Source organism: Streptomyces sp. NPDC008001, assembly GCF_042958085.1.
GTDB lineage: Bacteria > Actinomycetota > Actinomycetes > Streptomycetales > Streptomycetaceae > Streptomyces.
Genome location: NZ_JBIBIZ010000001.1, coordinates 839,680 through 854,450, shown reverse-complemented (window position 1 = coordinate 854,450; position 14,771 = coordinate 839,680). Strand labels below are relative to the sequence as shown.

15 protein-coding genes are annotated in these 14,771 nt (G+C 73.0%); 6 read left to right on the top strand and 9 right to left on the bottom strand.

Translation table 11 applies throughout. The annotated features are described in order from the left end of the window. Positions 1 to 1,317 (bottom strand): diacylglycerol/lipid kinase family protein, encoded by a 1,317-nt coding sequence (locus tag ACFZCD_RS03285; RefSeq protein ID WP_391827327.1) that lies wholly within the window; start codon positions 1,315 to 1,317, stop codon positions 1 to 3. 118 nt (positions 1,318 to 1,435) lie between these two features. Between ACFZCD_RS03285 and ACFZCD_RS03280 the strand changes: the two genes are divergently transcribed. Both ACFZCD_RS03280 and ACFZCD_RS03275 read left to right on the top strand, forming a co-directional pair. Next, complete coding sequence (locus ACFZCD_RS03280) at positions 1,436 to 2,428, top strand: hypothetical protein (protein ID WP_391827325.1); 993 nt, start codon at positions 1,436 to 1,438, stop codon at positions 2,426 to 2,428. Continuing rightward, the gene (locus ACFZCD_RS03275) at positions 2,425 to 3,825 is read left to right on the top strand and encodes a DUF2252 domain-containing protein (RefSeq protein WP_391827323.1); all 1,401 of its coding nucleotides are present in this window, start codon (positions 2,425 to 2,427) and stop codon (positions 3,823 to 3,825) included. The genes ACFZCD_RS03280 and ACFZCD_RS03275 overlap by 4 nt, the downstream gene beginning before the upstream one ends. 77 nt (positions 3,826 to 3,902) lie before the next feature. Here ACFZCD_RS03275 and ACFZCD_RS03270 read toward each other — a convergent pair whose 3' ends face one another. From ACFZCD_RS03270 to ACFZCD_RS03250, 5 genes are all read right to left on the bottom strand, one after another. Next, the gene (locus ACFZCD_RS03270; RefSeq protein WP_391827321.1) at positions 3,903 to 5,213 is read right to left on the bottom strand and encodes a cation:proton antiporter; all 1,311 of its coding nucleotides are present in this window, start codon (positions 5,211 to 5,213) and stop codon (positions 3,903 to 3,905) included. 182 nt (positions 5,214 to 5,395) lie between these two features. Next, a complete protein-coding gene (locus tag ACFZCD_RS03265) occupies positions 5,396 to 6,382 on the bottom strand; it encodes an ROK family protein (protein ID WP_391827319.1) in 987 nt (328 codons plus the stop codon). Positions 6,383 to 6,392: 10 nt separating this feature from the next. Further along, positions 6,393 to 7,451 (bottom strand): ROK family protein, encoded by a 1,059-nt coding sequence (locus ACFZCD_RS03260; protein WP_391827317.1) that lies wholly within the window; start codon positions 7,449 to 7,451, stop codon positions 6,393 to 6,395. A 97-nt stretch (positions 7,452 to 7,548) separates the two neighbouring features. Continuing rightward, a complete protein-coding gene (locus tag ACFZCD_RS03255; protein ID WP_391827315.1) occupies positions 7,549 to 8,352 on the bottom strand; it encodes a hypothetical protein in 804 nt (267 codons plus the stop codon). After that, positions 8,336 to 8,839, bottom strand: coding sequence for an RNA polymerase sigma factor (locus ACFZCD_RS03250; protein ID WP_391827944.1), 504 nt, complete (start codon positions 8,837 to 8,839; stop codon positions 8,336 to 8,338). Before ACFZCD_RS03250 ends, ACFZCD_RS03255 begins: the two co-directional genes overlap by 17 nt. 241 nt (positions 8,840 to 9,080) lie before the next feature. Between ACFZCD_RS03250 and ACFZCD_RS03245 the strand changes: the two genes are divergently transcribed. Then, positions 9,081 to 9,212, top strand: a complete 132-nt coding sequence (locus tag ACFZCD_RS03245; protein ID WP_391827313.1) for a hypothetical protein — start codon at positions 9,081 to 9,083, stop codon at positions 9,210 to 9,212. Here ACFZCD_RS03245 and ACFZCD_RS03240 read toward each other — a convergent pair. After that, entirely contained in the window at positions 9,196 to 10,770 is a 1,575-nt protein-coding gene (locus ACFZCD_RS03240) for a carboxylesterase/lipase family protein (protein WP_391827311.1), read from the bottom strand. The genes ACFZCD_RS03245 and ACFZCD_RS03240 overlap by 17 nt on opposite strands. A 127-nt stretch (positions 10,771 to 10,897) precedes the next feature. Between ACFZCD_RS03240 and ACFZCD_RS03235 the strand changes: the two genes are divergently transcribed. Both ACFZCD_RS03235 and ACFZCD_RS03230 read left to right on the top strand, forming a co-directional pair. Next, positions 10,898 to 11,497 carry a TetR/AcrR family transcriptional regulator gene (locus ACFZCD_RS03235; RefSeq protein ID WP_391827309.1) on the top strand — a complete coding sequence of 200 codons (600 nt, stop codon included), beginning with the start codon at positions 10,898 to 10,900 and terminating at the stop codon, positions 11,495 to 11,497. A gap of 122 nt (positions 11,498 to 11,619) precedes the next feature. Then, positions 11,620 to 12,096: a polyketide cyclase gene (locus ACFZCD_RS03230; RefSeq protein ID WP_391827307.1), complete on the top strand. Its 477-nt coding sequence runs from the start codon at positions 11,620 to 11,622 to the stop codon at positions 12,094 to 12,096. A gap of 167 nt (positions 12,097 to 12,263) precedes the next feature. Here the strand turns inward: ACFZCD_RS03230 and ACFZCD_RS03225 are convergent, their stop codons facing one another. Beyond that, positions 12,264 to 12,638 carry a VOC family protein gene (locus tag ACFZCD_RS03225; protein WP_391827305.1) on the bottom strand — a complete coding sequence of 125 codons (375 nt, stop codon included), beginning with the start codon at positions 12,636 to 12,638 and terminating at the stop codon, positions 12,264 to 12,266. A 226-nt stretch (positions 12,639 to 12,864) separates the two neighbouring features. On the opposite strand from ACFZCD_RS03225, the gene ACFZCD_RS03220 reads away from it, so the two are divergent. Next, positions 12,865 to 13,920: an alpha/beta hydrolase gene (locus ACFZCD_RS03220; protein WP_391827303.1), complete on the top strand. Its 1,056-nt coding sequence runs from the start codon at positions 12,865 to 12,867 to the stop codon at positions 13,918 to 13,920. Between the two features lie 104 nt (positions 13,921 to 14,024). On the opposite strand, the gene ACFZCD_RS03215 is transcribed toward ACFZCD_RS03220, so the two are convergent. Further along, positions 14,025 to 14,699: a DUF899 family protein gene (locus ACFZCD_RS03215; protein ID WP_391827301.1), complete on the bottom strand. Its 675-nt coding sequence runs from the start codon at positions 14,697 to 14,699 to the stop codon at positions 14,025 to 14,027. Between the last annotated feature and the right edge of the window lie 72 nt (positions 14,700 to 14,771).

Below are 14,771 nucleotides of genomic sequence, written 5' to 3'. Positions count from 1 at the left end.
TCACGGGCCGGCGCCGAACGCGAGCCCCCACAGGCGCCGCCAGTCCAGCCGCGGTCGCGCCGCCGGGACCCCCGGGCGGTGCCGGGGCACCCTCACCCGCAGCGCACCGGGCTCCGACACGCAGCGCACGGGGGTGGGAAGCGCCAGCGCTTCGCCGTCGACGCCGACCTGCACCTCGGGCCCGTCGGCGTCGACGACGACCTCGCGGGAGGCGAGCGTGACCAGGCCGGGCGCGTGCCGGCCGCGGAGCAGATCGGCCGCCTCGACGGCACTGTCGACCTTGACGCTCACCAGCCCCAGCACTCCGCCGTCGAGCCGGTCGCGCCGGCCCAGCCCGGCACGGTCGCCGACCCGGTACGGGTTGTTGCTCACCAGCACCGCCTGCGGGCCGTCGACGGTGACGGACCCCGCGCCCACCGTGAGCCGGGGGCCGTGCTGATGGGTCAGCACGGCGGGCAGCAGCCGCATGAGCGTGCCGGCCTTGTCGTCGCGGTACGCGGGGCTCTGCACGACCTCCGCGTACGCGCCGAAGGACGCGTTGTTGACGAAGACGCGCCCACCCACACGCCCGAGGTCCACGCGCAGCTCCACCCCGTCGGTGAGCGCCTCCAGACTCCGGGAAGGGTCCTCCCGGTCGAGCCCGAGGTCCAGGGCGAAGTGATTGCGCGTCCCGGCCGGCACCACCACGAACGGCACCCCGTGCTCCGCCGCCACCTCCGCCACCAGCGCCTGCGTCCCGTCGCCGCCCGCCACACCGAGCAGGTCCGCGCCCCGGGCGACGGCGTCGCGGGCGAGGGACGCGACGTCCCCGGATCGGGGGCCGAGCAGCACCACTTCCGCGCCGAGCGCCTCCGCCTTCTCCTGCAGACGGAACCGTTCCACCTTCCCGCCGCCCGAGCGCGGGTTCATGAGGAGGCAGGCATGCCGGGGCGGCGGGACCGGACGACCGGGGGCCGTCCCCGGGGCGGCCGTGTCCTTCCTCAGCGCCGCCCAGCCCGCGGCGGCGGCCAGCGCCCAGAGTCCCAGGGAGACGAGGACGAGCCAGAGGAGCCGCGCCGCGACGTACGACACGAGCACGGCCACCGGTGCTCCCACGACCAGGACCAGGGCGATGCCCCTCACGACGCCCCGGTGCGAGAGCGCCCACCACCCGGCGGCTGCCGCAACGGCCAGGCCAGCCGCTCCCACGGCCACCAGCGCCACGCTCCGGAGGCCCGCCACGCACAGCAGCAGCACCGCCGCGCCGGCGGCCGACACGAGCGCCAGGCGCGCGTTCCACCGCTTCCCGGCCCCACCACGGCCGGCTGACTGCCCCATGGCACCTCCAGCGCTCACGGCTCGGCCCCTTCCGCCCATGGTCGCCGCCCGCGGGGGCGGCCACCCTCACCCGGAACGGGTGAGGCGGACCCGGCACGCCGGGCCCACAGTGGGGCTGATGAACGGCGGCGAACGCACCACCGGTGGATCGCGGCCGGACCGTACCGCCGGGTCGGCGACGGTCCAGGCCCAGGCCCTGCTGCCGATGATCTGGGCCGACCCGCAGCACATGCCCGAGCAACTGGCCTTCTTCGCGGTGCGCAGGTTCGGACCCCGGGCCGCCACCTCGGTGGCCCGCCGCCGGCAGAACAGCCCCGAGGCCAAGGACGACGAACTCCGTCAGGACGTCATCGCCCACGGAACGCACATGACGATCGCCGACGGCGCCGTGCTGGGCGGCCCGTTCATCGTGCTCATGCCCGTCAGTTTCGTCGCGGCGCTGCTCTCCCAGGCCCGCATGGTGCTCGAACTTGCCGTCCTCGCCGGCCAAGACCCCCGAAGCGAGCAACGCGTGGCCGACCTGCTGGTCCTCCAGGACGTGTACCCGTCGACGGAGGCGGCCACCGAAGCTCTGAGCAAGGTGAAGCGCCATCCGACCGGGAGCCACGGCCGGATCCCGCGGCGGACCCGGTGGTCGCTGATCGTCCGGATGGCGGAGATCCTCGGCCTCGTGGGCGGCGGCGGCAAACAGAGCACGTTCCAGAGGGTGGTGTCGACGGCCCCGATCGTCGTCCTGTTCCTCGTCGGCATGGTGCTGCCGCTGATCTGGGTGCCCGCACTCGCGGTGCTCTACCGCAAGAACACCCTCCGGCTCGCGACGAAGGCCGCGCAGTACTACACCCCGGGTGCCGCAGGGGAGCGGCTCCGGCACCGGAAGCGGCTCGCCCACATGCCCGGGACGGTGGGCCTCGCCGCCGTTCTGCGCGTGCTCGCCCTCGCGCTGGCGCCCTTCGCCGCTGCCGCAGCGGCGGCAGCGGCGGGGTTCCGGCTGGCCGGCGGGTTCTGGGGCACCTGTCTGATCGTCCTCGTCGCGGCCTCCCTGCTCGGGGCGACCCTCTGGTTCGTGCGCCGCCGGTCCCGCCGGCGCGAGGAGGAACGGAGACTGCCGTGAGTGCCCGGGAAGCCCATCCGTCACCCTACGAACGCGCGGCGCGCGGCAAGGCCGTTCGCCGCCGGCTGCCGCGCTCGGCCCATGCCGGCCTCGGGCCCCGGACCAGTGGGGCCGATCCGGTGGAGGTCCTCGAACGGCAGGGCGCCGACCGCGTGCCGGAACTCCTTCCCCTCCGCTACGGCAGGATGCTGGAGTCGCCGTTCGCCTTCTACCGCGGTGCCGCCGCGGTCATGGCGGCGGACCTGGGCGGCCGGCCCGCCACCGGCATCGAGGCGCAGCTGTGCGGCGACGCCCACCTGCTGAACTTCGGGCTCTTCGCCTCGCCCGAGCGCCACCTGGTCTTCGACGTCAACGACTTCGACGAGACCCTGCCCGGGCCGTGGGAGTGGGACGTCAAGCGGCTGGCCGCCAGTCTGGCCGTAGCGGGACGGGAGAACGGCTTCCCGGAGAAGCGGCGCAGGGAGGTCGTCCGCGGCACCGTGCGCGCCTACCGGGAGGCGATGCGCGGCTTCGCCGGGATGGGCAACCTCGACGTGTGGTACGCGCACTTCGACACCGAGCGCCTGCGCGTGCTGTTCGCCGACCGGCTCGGCAAGCAGGGACGCCGCCTGATGTCCCGGAGGCTGGAGTCCGCTCGCAGCCATGACCACCTGCACGCCTTCCGGCAGCTCACCGTGGTCGTCGACGGCGCCCGGCGGATCGCCGCCGATCCGCCCCTGATCGTTCCGCTGAGCGACCTGATGGCCGGTGACCCCCGGGCCGAGCTCGAAGAACGCCTCCGCCTGCTCGTCGAGCGGTACGGCCGCAGCCTCGCCTCCGACCGCCGGCACCTCCTGGAGCAGTTCCGGATGGCCGACGCCGCGCGCAAGGTCGTGGGCGTCGGCAGCGTGGGCACCCGCTGCTGGATCGTCCTCATGCTCGGCCGGGACGACGACGATCCACTGATCCTGCAGGCCAAGGAGGCGTCCCCGTCGGTGCTGGCGCCCTACGTGCGCCCGAGCCCTTACGCCAACGAGGGACAACGCGTGGTCTGCGGGCAGCGCTTGATGCAGGCCGTCAGCGACATCCTCCTCGGCTGGGAACGCGCCGCCGGGTTCGACGGGCAGGAGCGCGACTTCTACGTCCGGCAGCTGCGCGACTGGAAGGGAACGGCCCGGCCCGAGACGATGCCGCCCGGCCGGCTGCAGGCCTACGGAGAACTGTGCGGCGCCACGCTGGCCCGCGCCCATGCCCGGTCCGGTGACCGGATCGCGATCGCCTCGTACCTGGGCGGCGGTGACGCCTTCGAACGGGCCCTGGCCGAGTTCGCCGAGGCCTGCGCCGACCGCAACGAACAGGACTTCCGCGCCCTCGCCGAAGCCGTACGAAGCGGCCGCGTCGTGGCCCGGCGCGCCTGACGTTCCCGGGTGCGACGGACGTACCCGGGTCTGTCGTACGTACCCGGGTCCGGCGTGTCCGCGCCGCCGGTCCGGCGTCAGCGCCTCCGCCACTCGGGCAGGGGATGCTCGCCGGGCAGGCTCCCGGCGACGCTCTCCCGCAGCGACGGCCGGCGGGACGCGGCCGCCGCGTACCACCGCCCGTACCGCTCGGCCAGCGGAACGGACGACGCCCCGTGCAGGAGGATGCCCAGGCCGACGGTGACGGCGATCGCGGTGCCCATGGCCCGGGCTCCGGGCGCCTCCTCGGCCGCCACGACCAGCCCGAGGACAATGGACGGAAGGCCACGGGAGCCGAACCAGGCGGTGTAGGCCACGGTGGCGGGACTCAACCGGCTGCCCACGAGCGCGAGGGCCGTGGGCAGGGCGCGTACGGCCGTCAGGCTCAGCACCGCATAGGCGATCACGTGCGGGTCCAGGTGCGCCAGCGCGGGCCCAAGGAGCACCGCGCCGAAGACCAGGAAGCCCAGCGAGGCCAGGAGCGCCGCAAGGTGTTCCACCGGGCCGAGGGTGTCGTCCCCGGCCTCCGGCACGGAGCCCGGTGGCGGTCCCGCGCGCAGGGCGGCCGCGAAGGCGAAGCCCGTCACCCACGCCGCCACGAAGGGACTGCCGCCCATGGCCGCCGCGAGCGCCCCCGATCCCGCGGCGAGCGCCAGAGGGAGAATCGGGCGCCAGTCGCGGGTGACCCAGCCCGCGGCCCACGACCTGCTCAGCAGCATCCCGCCGAGGCCCCCGGCCACCAGACCCAGCAGGGGGCTGAGCAGCAGCACGTGCCGCAGGATCCCCGTCACCCCCTGGTGGGAGGCCGGCGTCCCGGGCAGAGTGGCGAGGAGGACGGCGAACACCGGCAGGACCAGGCACTCGTTCAGGCCGCACTCGGCATTGAGCCCGTGCCGCACGACCGCCGGGATGCGCGGCGCGAACACGGCGGCCTTGCTCACCGACGCGTCGGTCGGCGCGAGGATCAACCCGACGAGCACCGGCTCCCAGCCCGTCAGCCCCGGCAGCAGCGCCCACGCGAGCAGACCACCGCCCGCGATCGTCAGCGGCAGTCCGACGACGAGGAGACGGACGGGGAGGAACCAGCCGCTGCGGAACTCCTCCGACCGTACGGTGGCGGCGTCGGTGAACAGCACCAGCACCAGGGCCGCTTCGGCGAGGGCGAGCACCGGCCCGGAGTCGCGCTCCAGGTCCAGCAGGCCCAGGCCGGCCGGGCCGATGAGCACCCCGGCAACGGTGAACACCATCGGCGCCGACACGAAGCTCGTGGCCGGAGACCGGGAGACCAGCGCGTATCCCCCGGTGACGGCGGCCACGGCAGCCACCGCCCATCCGCCGCTTCCGCTCACAGTCCCTCCTCCGGCCACCCGCGGCGCGCTGCGCACGGTCGTGCTCCCGCGCGGCCCGGGTGCCCGGACGGGTCCGCCGCCCGTCGCCCGCGGACGGACCTGTCCAGGAAGAGTGGTCGGTCCGGCGCCCGGTGCGGCACCGGACACGCGGACGCTCACCCGATGGACGGACACCGGGGGCCTCACTCCCCGCCGGCCGGGTCCTCCCTCTCGTGGTCGAGGGCCAGGAGGGCGGCGCCGATCCATCCGGCCTCCGGGCCGAGGCGGGCGGGTTCGACGGCCGGGAGTTCGCGGTGGGCGGCGGCGGTGACGTAGCGGGCGAAGCTCGCGCGGACGGGGGCCAGCAGGAGCTCGCCGGCTTCGGCGACACCGCCGCCGACCACCACCAGCCCGACGTCGAAGAGGTTGACGAGCGTCGCGACGCCGATGCCGAGCCAGTGGCCGAGGCGCTCGAGCTGGGCCCGCGCCGCCGGGTCACCGGCGCGCGCGGCTGCGGTCACCGCTTCCCCGGTCACCCCGCCGGAACCGGCGGCGAGCGCGGCCAGTGTCCCGCCGGGGTCGGCCGCGGCCGCCGCGGTGCCGTAGCGGCCGAGGGCCCGCCCGGAGGCCAGTGGTTCGAGGCAGCCGACGGTGCCGCAGCCGCAGCGTTCGCTGCCGTGCGGATCGACGATCATGTGCCCGATCTCCGTGGCGATCCCGGTGCGCCCGCGGAAGAGGCGGCCGCCTAGGACCAGGCCCCCGCCGACACCCGTGCCCACGGTGATGAAGGCCATGTGGGAAGCGCTGATCCCCATGCGGTACTCCGCCCAGCAGGCGGCATTGGCGTCGTTCTCGACGACGGCCGGCAGCCCGGTGGATTCCCGGAGCAGCCGCCGGAGCGGCACGTCGTGGTAGGCGGTGTTGGGGGCCGTCCGGATGCGGCCTTCGGGCCACTCGACGAGTCCTGCCGCCCCCGCTCCGACGGCGGCGATCCCCGGATTCCGGGAGCGCAGTTCCTCCACCAGGACGGAGACGGACTTGAGGATGGCCGCCTGGTCGGAGGGGCTGGGCACGGGCGGGACGCGGTCGACGACACGGCCCTCCGCGTCGACCACTCCTGCTGCGATCTTCGTTCCGCCGATGTCGAGTCCGACGGCGAGCCGGCCGCCGTCGGGGAGTCGTGGGCGCATGAGGGCACTCCTACCGGGGTTGGAGCCGGATGCCGAGACGACTCTGCAGAGCGATCAGCGCGGCGCCGTGCGCGCCACGGACGGCATCCAGCGGTTTGGTGACGAGCTGACAGTCCCTGCTGATCTGAAACGTGTACGCGGGGAACTTCCGCATCGCGCCGAGGAAGGAGTTCGCCGCCCGGCGCCCGGGCCCGCCGCCGATGAGGCCCTCCGACGCGTACACCACGACATGGGTGGGCCCGAACAGCGTGAGGAGCGTGGCGATGCCGCGGGCTATGGAGGTTCCCGCCTTGCGGAAGGCCGCCACCGCCTCGCGCGCCTGCACGCCGTCGCTGTCGGCGAGCGCGATCGCGGCCTCCAGCCCGTCCAGTTCCCGGCCGGTCCGTTCCTTGACCACGGCGGTCAGGGCCCGGTTGCCGACCTGACTCTCGATGCACCCGCGCATCCCGCAGTCGCAGATGCGGCCCCTCGGCCACACCTGAAGGTGTCCGAACTCCACCGGGGCGGCCAGCCGCTCGCCGCGGACGACCATTCCCGCGCCCACGCCGTCGCGGACGAGCACGACCCCGAACGTCGCGCCGATGCGGCCCACGCCGAGGCTCTGCTCGTACGCGGCGAAGGCGTGCGCGTCGTTCTCCACCGAGGTGGCGCAGCCCAGCATGGAGGCCAGTTCCGCACCGAGGGGGACGTCCTCCCACTCGTACGGGGGAGGTTTCTCGTGCCGGTGGTCGTCGGGGCCGTTGACCAGGTGGAGCACCCTTCCCGAGTCCGGGTCGACGGGCCCGCCGACCTGGACCCCCACGCACACCCTGCTCCTGGGGAAGGCGCACCCCAGTCTGTCGTCGACGAGGTTCTCCGCGAGCTCGGCCACGCGCTTCACCACCTCTGCCGAGTCCATGACCGTGAGGTGCCGACGCGAGCGTGCCAGCACCGCGCCGTCGGCCGCGACAACGACTCCTGTGAGCTTGTACGGCTGGATCTCGATGCCGACCGCGTAGTGCTCGTGGTCGAGTTCGTACGAGCGCCGGAGGATCTGCCGCACTTTCACGTCGTGCACGTTCACGTTCATGTGCCACCTTGCGTCCGGTGGTGCGCCGATGGAAAAGGGTCGGGCGAAAGAGGAGCAGATGAGGGAGGGGCAGGTGAAGACAGGTCATGTGAGGGGGTCAGGTGAGGGAGCCGGGGGCCACTGCCTCCGGGTACTGCTGGATTGCGGAGCGGATGGCGATGGGGGTCAGCGTGACGATCTCGTCGGCGCCGCCTTCACCATCCCCGTCCCCGTCCCCATCCCCGTCCCCACTCGCATCCCCTTTCCCTTCCCTTTCCTTTTCCCTTTCCCGGTCCGCATCCCGGGCCGCGCGGCGCAGTTCCTCCGCCTGTCCGGTGGTCACGCAGTCCCACAGCGCGCCGACGAGATCGTTGTCGTCCGTGTCCTCGAATTCCTCGAAGGAAACCTGCTCGGTCATCAGGTGAAGGCTTCGATCGACGTAGGGAAGGTGACGCACGCACTCGGTGAGGAAAGCGGTCTTCAGCGCGGGATCGGCCGCCTGCGGTTCCGGAAGGGGGTGCAGTTCCTGGTCGCGGAAGCTGCTCAGTGCCCGTGCCACCGTCTCCACCGCGAGTTCGTCGATGTCGTCCCGCCGGAGACGCGCGCGGGGGCGGCCGGCCGCGGCGATGGCGAGCAGCCAGAGCCGGATGACGTGATAACCGTAAGCGGCCCAGCCGGCCTGGGACTCGAAGCGGTGGACACCGGCCCTCCGGGTGCGATCCGCGGCCGGTGCGGGCGGCGCCGGTGCGACCAGGCGGCGCAGCCGCTCCTCCACCTCGTCCGGGGCGAGCCGGCTCTCGATGTCGGCCCGGACGGTCCGGAGGAATCGCTCGAACGCCGGGTGCACGTGCTGCGTGGCGACTCTGGTGGACTTCGGCTGGGCCTTGCGTGTGGCGAGACCGTGATCATCCCTTGCGGCCATGCGAACCTCCTTCTTTTTCCTCGTAGTTCTCCAGTGAGCTCCGCAGTGTGGCGATCGCGTGCCGCAGGTTGCTGCGGACCGTGCTCGCCTTCACGCCGAGAAGCGCCGCGATCTCCTGCGCGGAGTAGCCGTCCAGGTGCAGGGCCAGGACCTGTCCCTGCCGAGGGGGCAGTCCGCGCAGGGTCTCCAGCACCTTTTGGTGCTCGTCCGGTTCCGGCCGGGCCGGCAGGGGCGAGCCCGCCAGCCGGGCGTTGCGGGATTCCAGAGCCAGGCGCCTGCGGTTGCGTTCGGCTTTCTTGCAGTACGCGTGCCACGCTGCCGTCCGGACCCAGCCCGCGGGGTTCTTGCAGTCCGCCCACGTGCGCAGGAGCTCTTGCATGGCGTCCTGCGTGGCGTCCTCGGCTTCCTCAAAAGTCGCACCGGCTCTCATCAGGCTGTGAACGACCCGCGGATACTCCGCTGTGAAGAATTCGGCGAAACCCGGCACCTCGGCGGGTTCGACTCCGCGATCTCCTTGGGGGCTCAAGCAGCCACCTCCTCCGGGTCGGTCACACCCTTATTGGTCCGTGGGGGACCGGAAGTGTGCAAAGGCCCGCCGGCCCGCAGCACTTGCACGGGAACGGTGCGTTCCGCCCCTTCTGGACAACAGTCCCGACGAAGGCGAGGCACTCATGAGGCGCAATGACGGCCCACGGCACCCTGGCGGAACAACCGGCTCCACAGAGGTCGTGGCGCTCGTGAACGGAGTGACGGCGAGCATCGCCACCACGTACGTGGTGACGTCCTCGGTCCTGATCGCGGCGCTGGCCGGGGTGCTGGCGGCAGTCGTGGTGGCCCTGCACCTCACCTCGGGTTCGTGAAGCCGCCGGCGAACGCGCCGGCCGCCCTGTCCGCACCGGCGCGGTCACCGGACGGCTGTACGAGGTCGAAGGGGGCCGGGGCGTGCCCCTCCCAGATCCGGCGGGAGGCCTCCTCGGGGTAGGGCGCGGTCTTCGATTCGCCTTCCAGGACGCGGGTGAGCCGTTCGTCCGGGCGGTGCGCGGCCCATCCCGGGGTGCCGGTGGTGACGAAGCGGATCCACGCCTGCCGGAGTTCCTCCGAGACCGCGAGGATTTCGGGGGTGGGCCGGTCGCCGACGAGCCCCTTGCCGGTGGGGCTGTCCAGGGTGCCGAAGGCGAGGGGGACGTCGAGGCTGTGGCAGGCGCCCATGGCCCCGCCCATGGCCGGCGAGCCCGTCCGCAGCTCGAAGAGGAACGAGGTGCCGCCGGCCGCGGTGTTCGCCTCGGCCAGCTTCAGCGAGGGCATCCGGAAGAGGGCGTCGGAGTACACCGTTTCCAGCAGTTCCTCCGCGGTGGCGTGCGGGTGGGCGGCCCGGTAGGCGGCCGCCCCCTCGGGTGCCGGGGCGAACAGCTCCAGGGCGGTACGGGCGTCCTGGTCGGTGAAGGTGCCCAGCCGTCCGGTCATGACGCTGAACAGCCGGAATTCATCGCGGGTGTGGCCGACCAGGAGTCCGGTTCCGCTCGCGCGGCCGCCGGCCAGCGCGGGCCAGGGCGTTTCCGGGAGGACTTCGCCGTCGACGACGGGGCACACGGCCATGCCGGCCCGGGCCAGCCGCCCCCAGCTCTCGCGGCGGCCGGGCAGGCCGGCGCTGAGGGCGGTGAGCTCTCCGGCCAGGCGCCACGGATCGACGCCGGACAGCGCCTCGGCCGTGGGAGCCGTGCCGAGCCGGTCCGCGAGCGCGGCGGCGACGTCTTCCGCCAGCGCGCGCGTGCAGTGCCATCCCGGGACCGAGTGGGCGATGGCCCGCCGGAACAGCCCGCGCGCGGGCTCCATCGTCAGCAGGGCGGCGACCGATCCGGCCCCGGCGGACTGCCCGGCCACGGTGACCCGGCCCGGGTCCCCTCCGAACGCGGCGACGTTCCGCTGCACCCACTCCAGCGCCGCGATCTGGTCGAGGAAACCGCGGTTGGGCGGCGCGCCTTCGAGCAGGACGAATCCCTCAGCGCCCACCCGGTAGTTGATGCTCACCACGACGAGCCCCGCGGCGGCCAGCGCCGCCGGGTCGTACATCGCGTCGCCGGAGTCCGCCGCCACGTAGGCGCCGCCGGGGATCCACACCAGCACCGGCAGCCCCGCCGCTCCCGGGTCCGGAGTGCAGACGTTGAGCGTCAGCCAGTCGGTCCCCGCCGCCGGACTTGCTGCGGGCGGGCCGGGGAGGGGAACGGACTGCGGCGCCGGAGGGCCGAACTCCGCCGCCTGCCGTATCCCGTCCCAGGGCCGGAGCGGGGCGGGCGCGGCGAACCGGAGCGCTCCCACCGGCGGCCGGGCGTACGGGATGCCGCGGAACACCGCGTGTCCCTTGCGCCGGCGGCCCTCGACCAGGCCCTCCGCGGTGCGCACGCATGGCTGTTCAGGCATGTTGCTTCCCCTCCCCGATCGTTCCTGCGAAGGGCTCCAGCGTTATCGGCCAACTGTATTATGTCAACCGTAAGAAAACGCGGGTAGACTGCGACGGCCGAGAAGGAGAGCCACGGAAGGGCCGACGATGCCGAAGCAGGTGGACCACCGCGAACGCCGCGAGACGATCGCCCGGGCACTGTGGCGGGTGGTCGAGCGGCGCGGCGCGGTGCATCTGACCATGCGCGAGGTCGCGCAGGAGGCCGGCCTCTCCCACGGGGCGGTGCAGCACTACTTCGCCTCCCGCGAGGCGATGCTCGCCTTCGCGATGGACTTCGCGGCCGAGCAGACCGCGCTGCGCGTCGGCCGGGGCGTCCAGGAGCTCGGCGACCGGCCGCACCCCCGCGACGTGCTCCGGCTGATGCTCACGGAGACCCTCCCGCTGCACCCCGACGCCCGCGCCACCAGCCGGATGAGCGCCGCCTACGTGCTGGAGGCACTGCACGACGAGAACGTCCGCGCGCGAGCACGCGAGGGGATGCTCCAAGGGCGCGCCCTCGTCGAGCAACTCGTCCGCCAGGCGATCGCCGACGGCTGCATCAGCGCCGAGCGCGACCCGGCCGTGGAGACCGATCTGCTCCTCGCCCTCACCGGCTTCACCCCCCTCATCGAACTGAACGTGATCCGCCCCCAGGACGCGCTCGCCGCCATCGACCAGCACCTGGACAGGCTGTTCGTGAAGGCGTGACCTCCCGGCACGGCATGCGCGTGGACACAACTGCAGTGGCGTGTCGCGGGACGCATATGGGAACGTCTCCCTTCCGCACCTGCGGGAAGGCCCGGGACGAGATGAGAAGGAGCGTGCACATCGTGGACCAGGAGAACGTGAGTGCCACCCTGACCGTCGCCGTGCCCGCCACGAGGGTGTTCGCGGTGCTGGCGGATCCGACGACCCATGCTGCGATCGACGGCACCGGCTGGGTCCAGGAAGCCGCCGACCGCGCGCCGCTGACCGAGGAGGGTCAGGTGTTCCGGATGGACATGTATCACCCCAACCATCCGGACGGTGACTACCAGGTGGCCAACAAGGTCCAGGTGTTCGAGCCGCCGCACGCGATCGGCTGGCTGACGGGGCAGGAGAAGGCCGACGGCCAATTGGAGTTCGGCGGCTGGATGTGGCGTTACGACCTCGTGCCGCTCGGGCCGTCGGAGACCGAGGTCACGCTCACCTACGACTGGTCGGCGGTGCCGCAGCGCATCCGGGAGTACATCAAGTTCCCGCCGTTCGGCCCCGAGCACCTCACCAACTCGCTGCAGCATCTGGCCGAGCTCGTCTCCGGCAAGTGATGCCGTCGGCCGGGGTGACCATCAGTCCCGGCGACGGCCGGGAGGCGGCGTTCCGGCGGCCGCCCCCGGCCGTAGGTGGTGGCAGATCAGCCGGTGCCGGAGACTCTTGTCACGCCCAGTCACCAGAGCGTGTTGTGAACGTTGAGCCGTGGCACCGGAGTTTGCATTCAGTGGCGGCAGAGGCAGAACGGATGGCCGGCCGGATCCGCGTACACCCGCCAGTTGGCCTCGGGCCGGAGCTGGTCCGTCCGCTCCAGCACGGTCGCGCCGAGCGCGAGCGCCCGCTCCTCCTCCCCGTCGAGGTCGTCCACGTCGAAGTCCAGGTGGAGCTGCTGCGGGTGCTGCTGGCCGGGCCATTCGGGCGGCCGGTAGCCGTCCACCCGCTGGCAGGCCAGGGGCGTTCCCTCGAACCCGCGCACCTCGATCCAGTCGGGATCATCAGGGTCCACGACCACCCGGCCGCCGAGCAGTTCGGCGTAGAACTCCGCGAGCCGTACCGGATCGGCGCAGTCCAGCGCGACCGCCTGCAGCTTTCGAATCACGTCCGACACCCTTCGTCCCTCGGCCGCTTCCGCGACTCCCCCGTACCGTACGGGAGGTGGCGTACCCACCGCCGCGGCGGGCATGCGCGGCGGTGCGCCGGTTGCGGTGTGATTGGCTACGGCTCATGGGTCTCAGACGAGCGTTCCCTAGTGGCACACATATGCAGCCGAGCTGTTTCCGCGGGGGCGCCGGGTGGCGTCCCGCCGCCCGGCCGGAGGGTGGGGCATGAGCGTCCGCCGGACGCCTTCGGAGCCCGGCCGCACCCCGGCACCGAAGGCCGCGCCCCTCTCCGCACCCCCCTTCGATCCCGAACTGAGCGCCGTGCTGGCTGCCATGGGCCCGGAGCCGTGGGAACCGGTCACTCCGGACAACCTTGCGGTCCGTCAGGAGCGGGATGCCACGGCCCGGCCCAGACCGACGGCCGAAGACCTTCGCGCCGACGGCCGTTTCGAGGTGACGGAGTTCCGTGTGCCGGGTCCGCCGGACGGGCCGGACGTCACCCTCGTGAGCGCACGGCCCGCCGGGCTCTCCGGACCTCTGCCTCTGCTGTACTACATGCACGGCGGCGCCATGATCATGGGCAACGCGTGGTCCGTGCTCCCCCGGATCCTCCGCGAGTGGGCCCTCCCACTGGAGTTGGCCGTCATCTCGGTCGAGTACCGGCTGGCGCCGCAGGCGCAGTACCCGGCGCCGCTGGAGGACTGCTACGCGGGACTCGTCTGGGCAGCTGCGCACGCGACCGGACTGGGCATCGACCCGGACCGCATCGTCATCGGGGGGAAGAGCGCCGGCGGCGGACTCGCCGCAGCCCTCGCCCTGCTGGCTCGTGACCGGGGCGGACCGGCACCGATCGGGCAACTGCTGCTGTGCCCGATGCTCGACGACCGCAACGCCACCTTCTCCAGCCGTCAGATGTCCGGCCTCGGCTTGTGGGACCTCACCTCCAACGCGACCGCGTGGAAGGCGCTGCTGGGCGACCGCTACGGCGCTGCCGGCCTGGCGCCCTACGCGGCCCCCGCCCGCGCCACGGACCTCTCGGGGCTGCCCCCGGCCTACATCGAGGTCGGGTCGGCCGAGATGTTCCGCGACGAAGACGTCGCCTACGCGAACGGGATCTGGCAGGCCGGCGGCCAGGCCGAACTCCACGTGTGGCCCGGTGCCTACCACGGCTTCGACGGCCTGGCGCCCCGCGCCGCCCTCAGCCAGGACGCGCGCGACGCCCGTACCCGCTGGCTCCGGCGCCTCCTCGCACAGTCCGGACCGGGGAACGGAACTGGCTGAGCGTGTCGTGGCGGGCGTCCGGGTGACGGCGCCCGCCGGCCGACCCGGCACGTACCGTGAGCAGCAACGAAGGCGACAGCACCGGTGGACGCCTGACCACCGCGTCAGGGCCCGGCGAACCACTCGCCCCGGCCCCGGCGAGTGAGGTCGAGGACGTGCCACACCGGGCTGAGCAGGTCGATGCCCCGCTGGTCGATGTCGTCGGCCATCCGGGGATGCGCCGAGTAGGAGTGGCGGACCAGCCCGTCGTCGTCACGGCTGAAGACCGACACGGTCGAGTCCTGGTTTCCCTCGGCGTCCTCGCTGCCGAGGTCGTACTTGAAGGTGCCGGCCGCGGCGCTGAGCAGGCGCAGGTTCGTCCATTGCCGGCTCCGCGCGTATGCGCGGAGAGCGGGCGGGCCGGCCGCGGCGACGATCACGAGATCGGCGTTCTGCGCGATGTGGTGGGCGACTCCGCTGAAACCGTCGATCCACATCGTGCACATGGGGCAGGGATCGGTCTGCCGCTTGCCGTACATGAAGTGGTAGACGACCAGGTCGCGGCCGGGGCCGGTGAACAGTTCGCTCAACCGGACGCTCGTCACCGGTTCGTCGCCCGCCTGCAGGTCGGCGGGGCCTTCCTCGAAGACGTAGTCGTCGACGACGGGGCCGGGTGGGAGCCGGCGACGCTGGTCGGCGACGCGTTCGCGGTGACGCATCAGCTCGATCTCGGCCTGCCGCAGCTCTTCGCGGGCGCGGACGTATTCGGCCGGCTCCCCCCTGAGATTGGTCAGCCGCATTGCCGCCTCCATGTGCTCTCGCCGCCATTGTCCGCTCGAGCAGGGGGAATCGCCACGCGGCTGGACCGCACC

Coding starts and splice junctions, on each gene's coding strand:
- ACFZCD_RS03215 (WP_391827301.1), bottom strand. CDS start 14,699: ATGCGGCTGACCAATCTCAGGGGGGAGCCGGCCGAATACGTCCGCGCC.
- ACFZCD_RS03255 (WP_391827315.1), bottom strand. CDS start 8,352: ATGGCCGCAAGGGATGATCACGGTCTCGCCACACGCAAGGCCCAGCCG.
- ACFZCD_RS03285 (WP_391827327.1), bottom strand. CDS start 1,317: ATGGGGCAGTCAGCCGGCCGTGGTGGGGCCGGGAAGCGGTGGAACGCG.
- ACFZCD_RS03260 (WP_391827317.1), bottom strand. CDS start 7,451: ATGAACGTGAACGTGCACGACGTGAAAGTGCGGCAGATCCTCCGGCGC.
- ACFZCD_RS03265 (WP_391827319.1), bottom strand. CDS start 6,382: ATGCGCCCACGACTCCCCGACGGCGGCCGGCTCGCCGTCGGACTCGAC.
- ACFZCD_RS03240 (WP_391827311.1), bottom strand. CDS start 10,770: ATGCCTGAACAGCCATGCGTGCGCACCGCGGAGGGCCTGGTCGAGGGC.
- ACFZCD_RS03235 (WP_391827309.1), top strand. CDS start 10,898: ATGCCGAAGCAGGTGGACCACCGCGAACGCCGCGAGACGATCGCCCGG.
- ACFZCD_RS03220 (WP_391827303.1), top strand. CDS start 12,865: ATGAGCGTCCGCCGGACGCCTTCGGAGCCCGGCCGCACCCCGGCACCG.
- ACFZCD_RS03280 (WP_391827325.1), top strand. CDS start 1,436: ATGAACGGCGGCGAACGCACCACCGGTGGATCGCGGCCGGACCGTACC.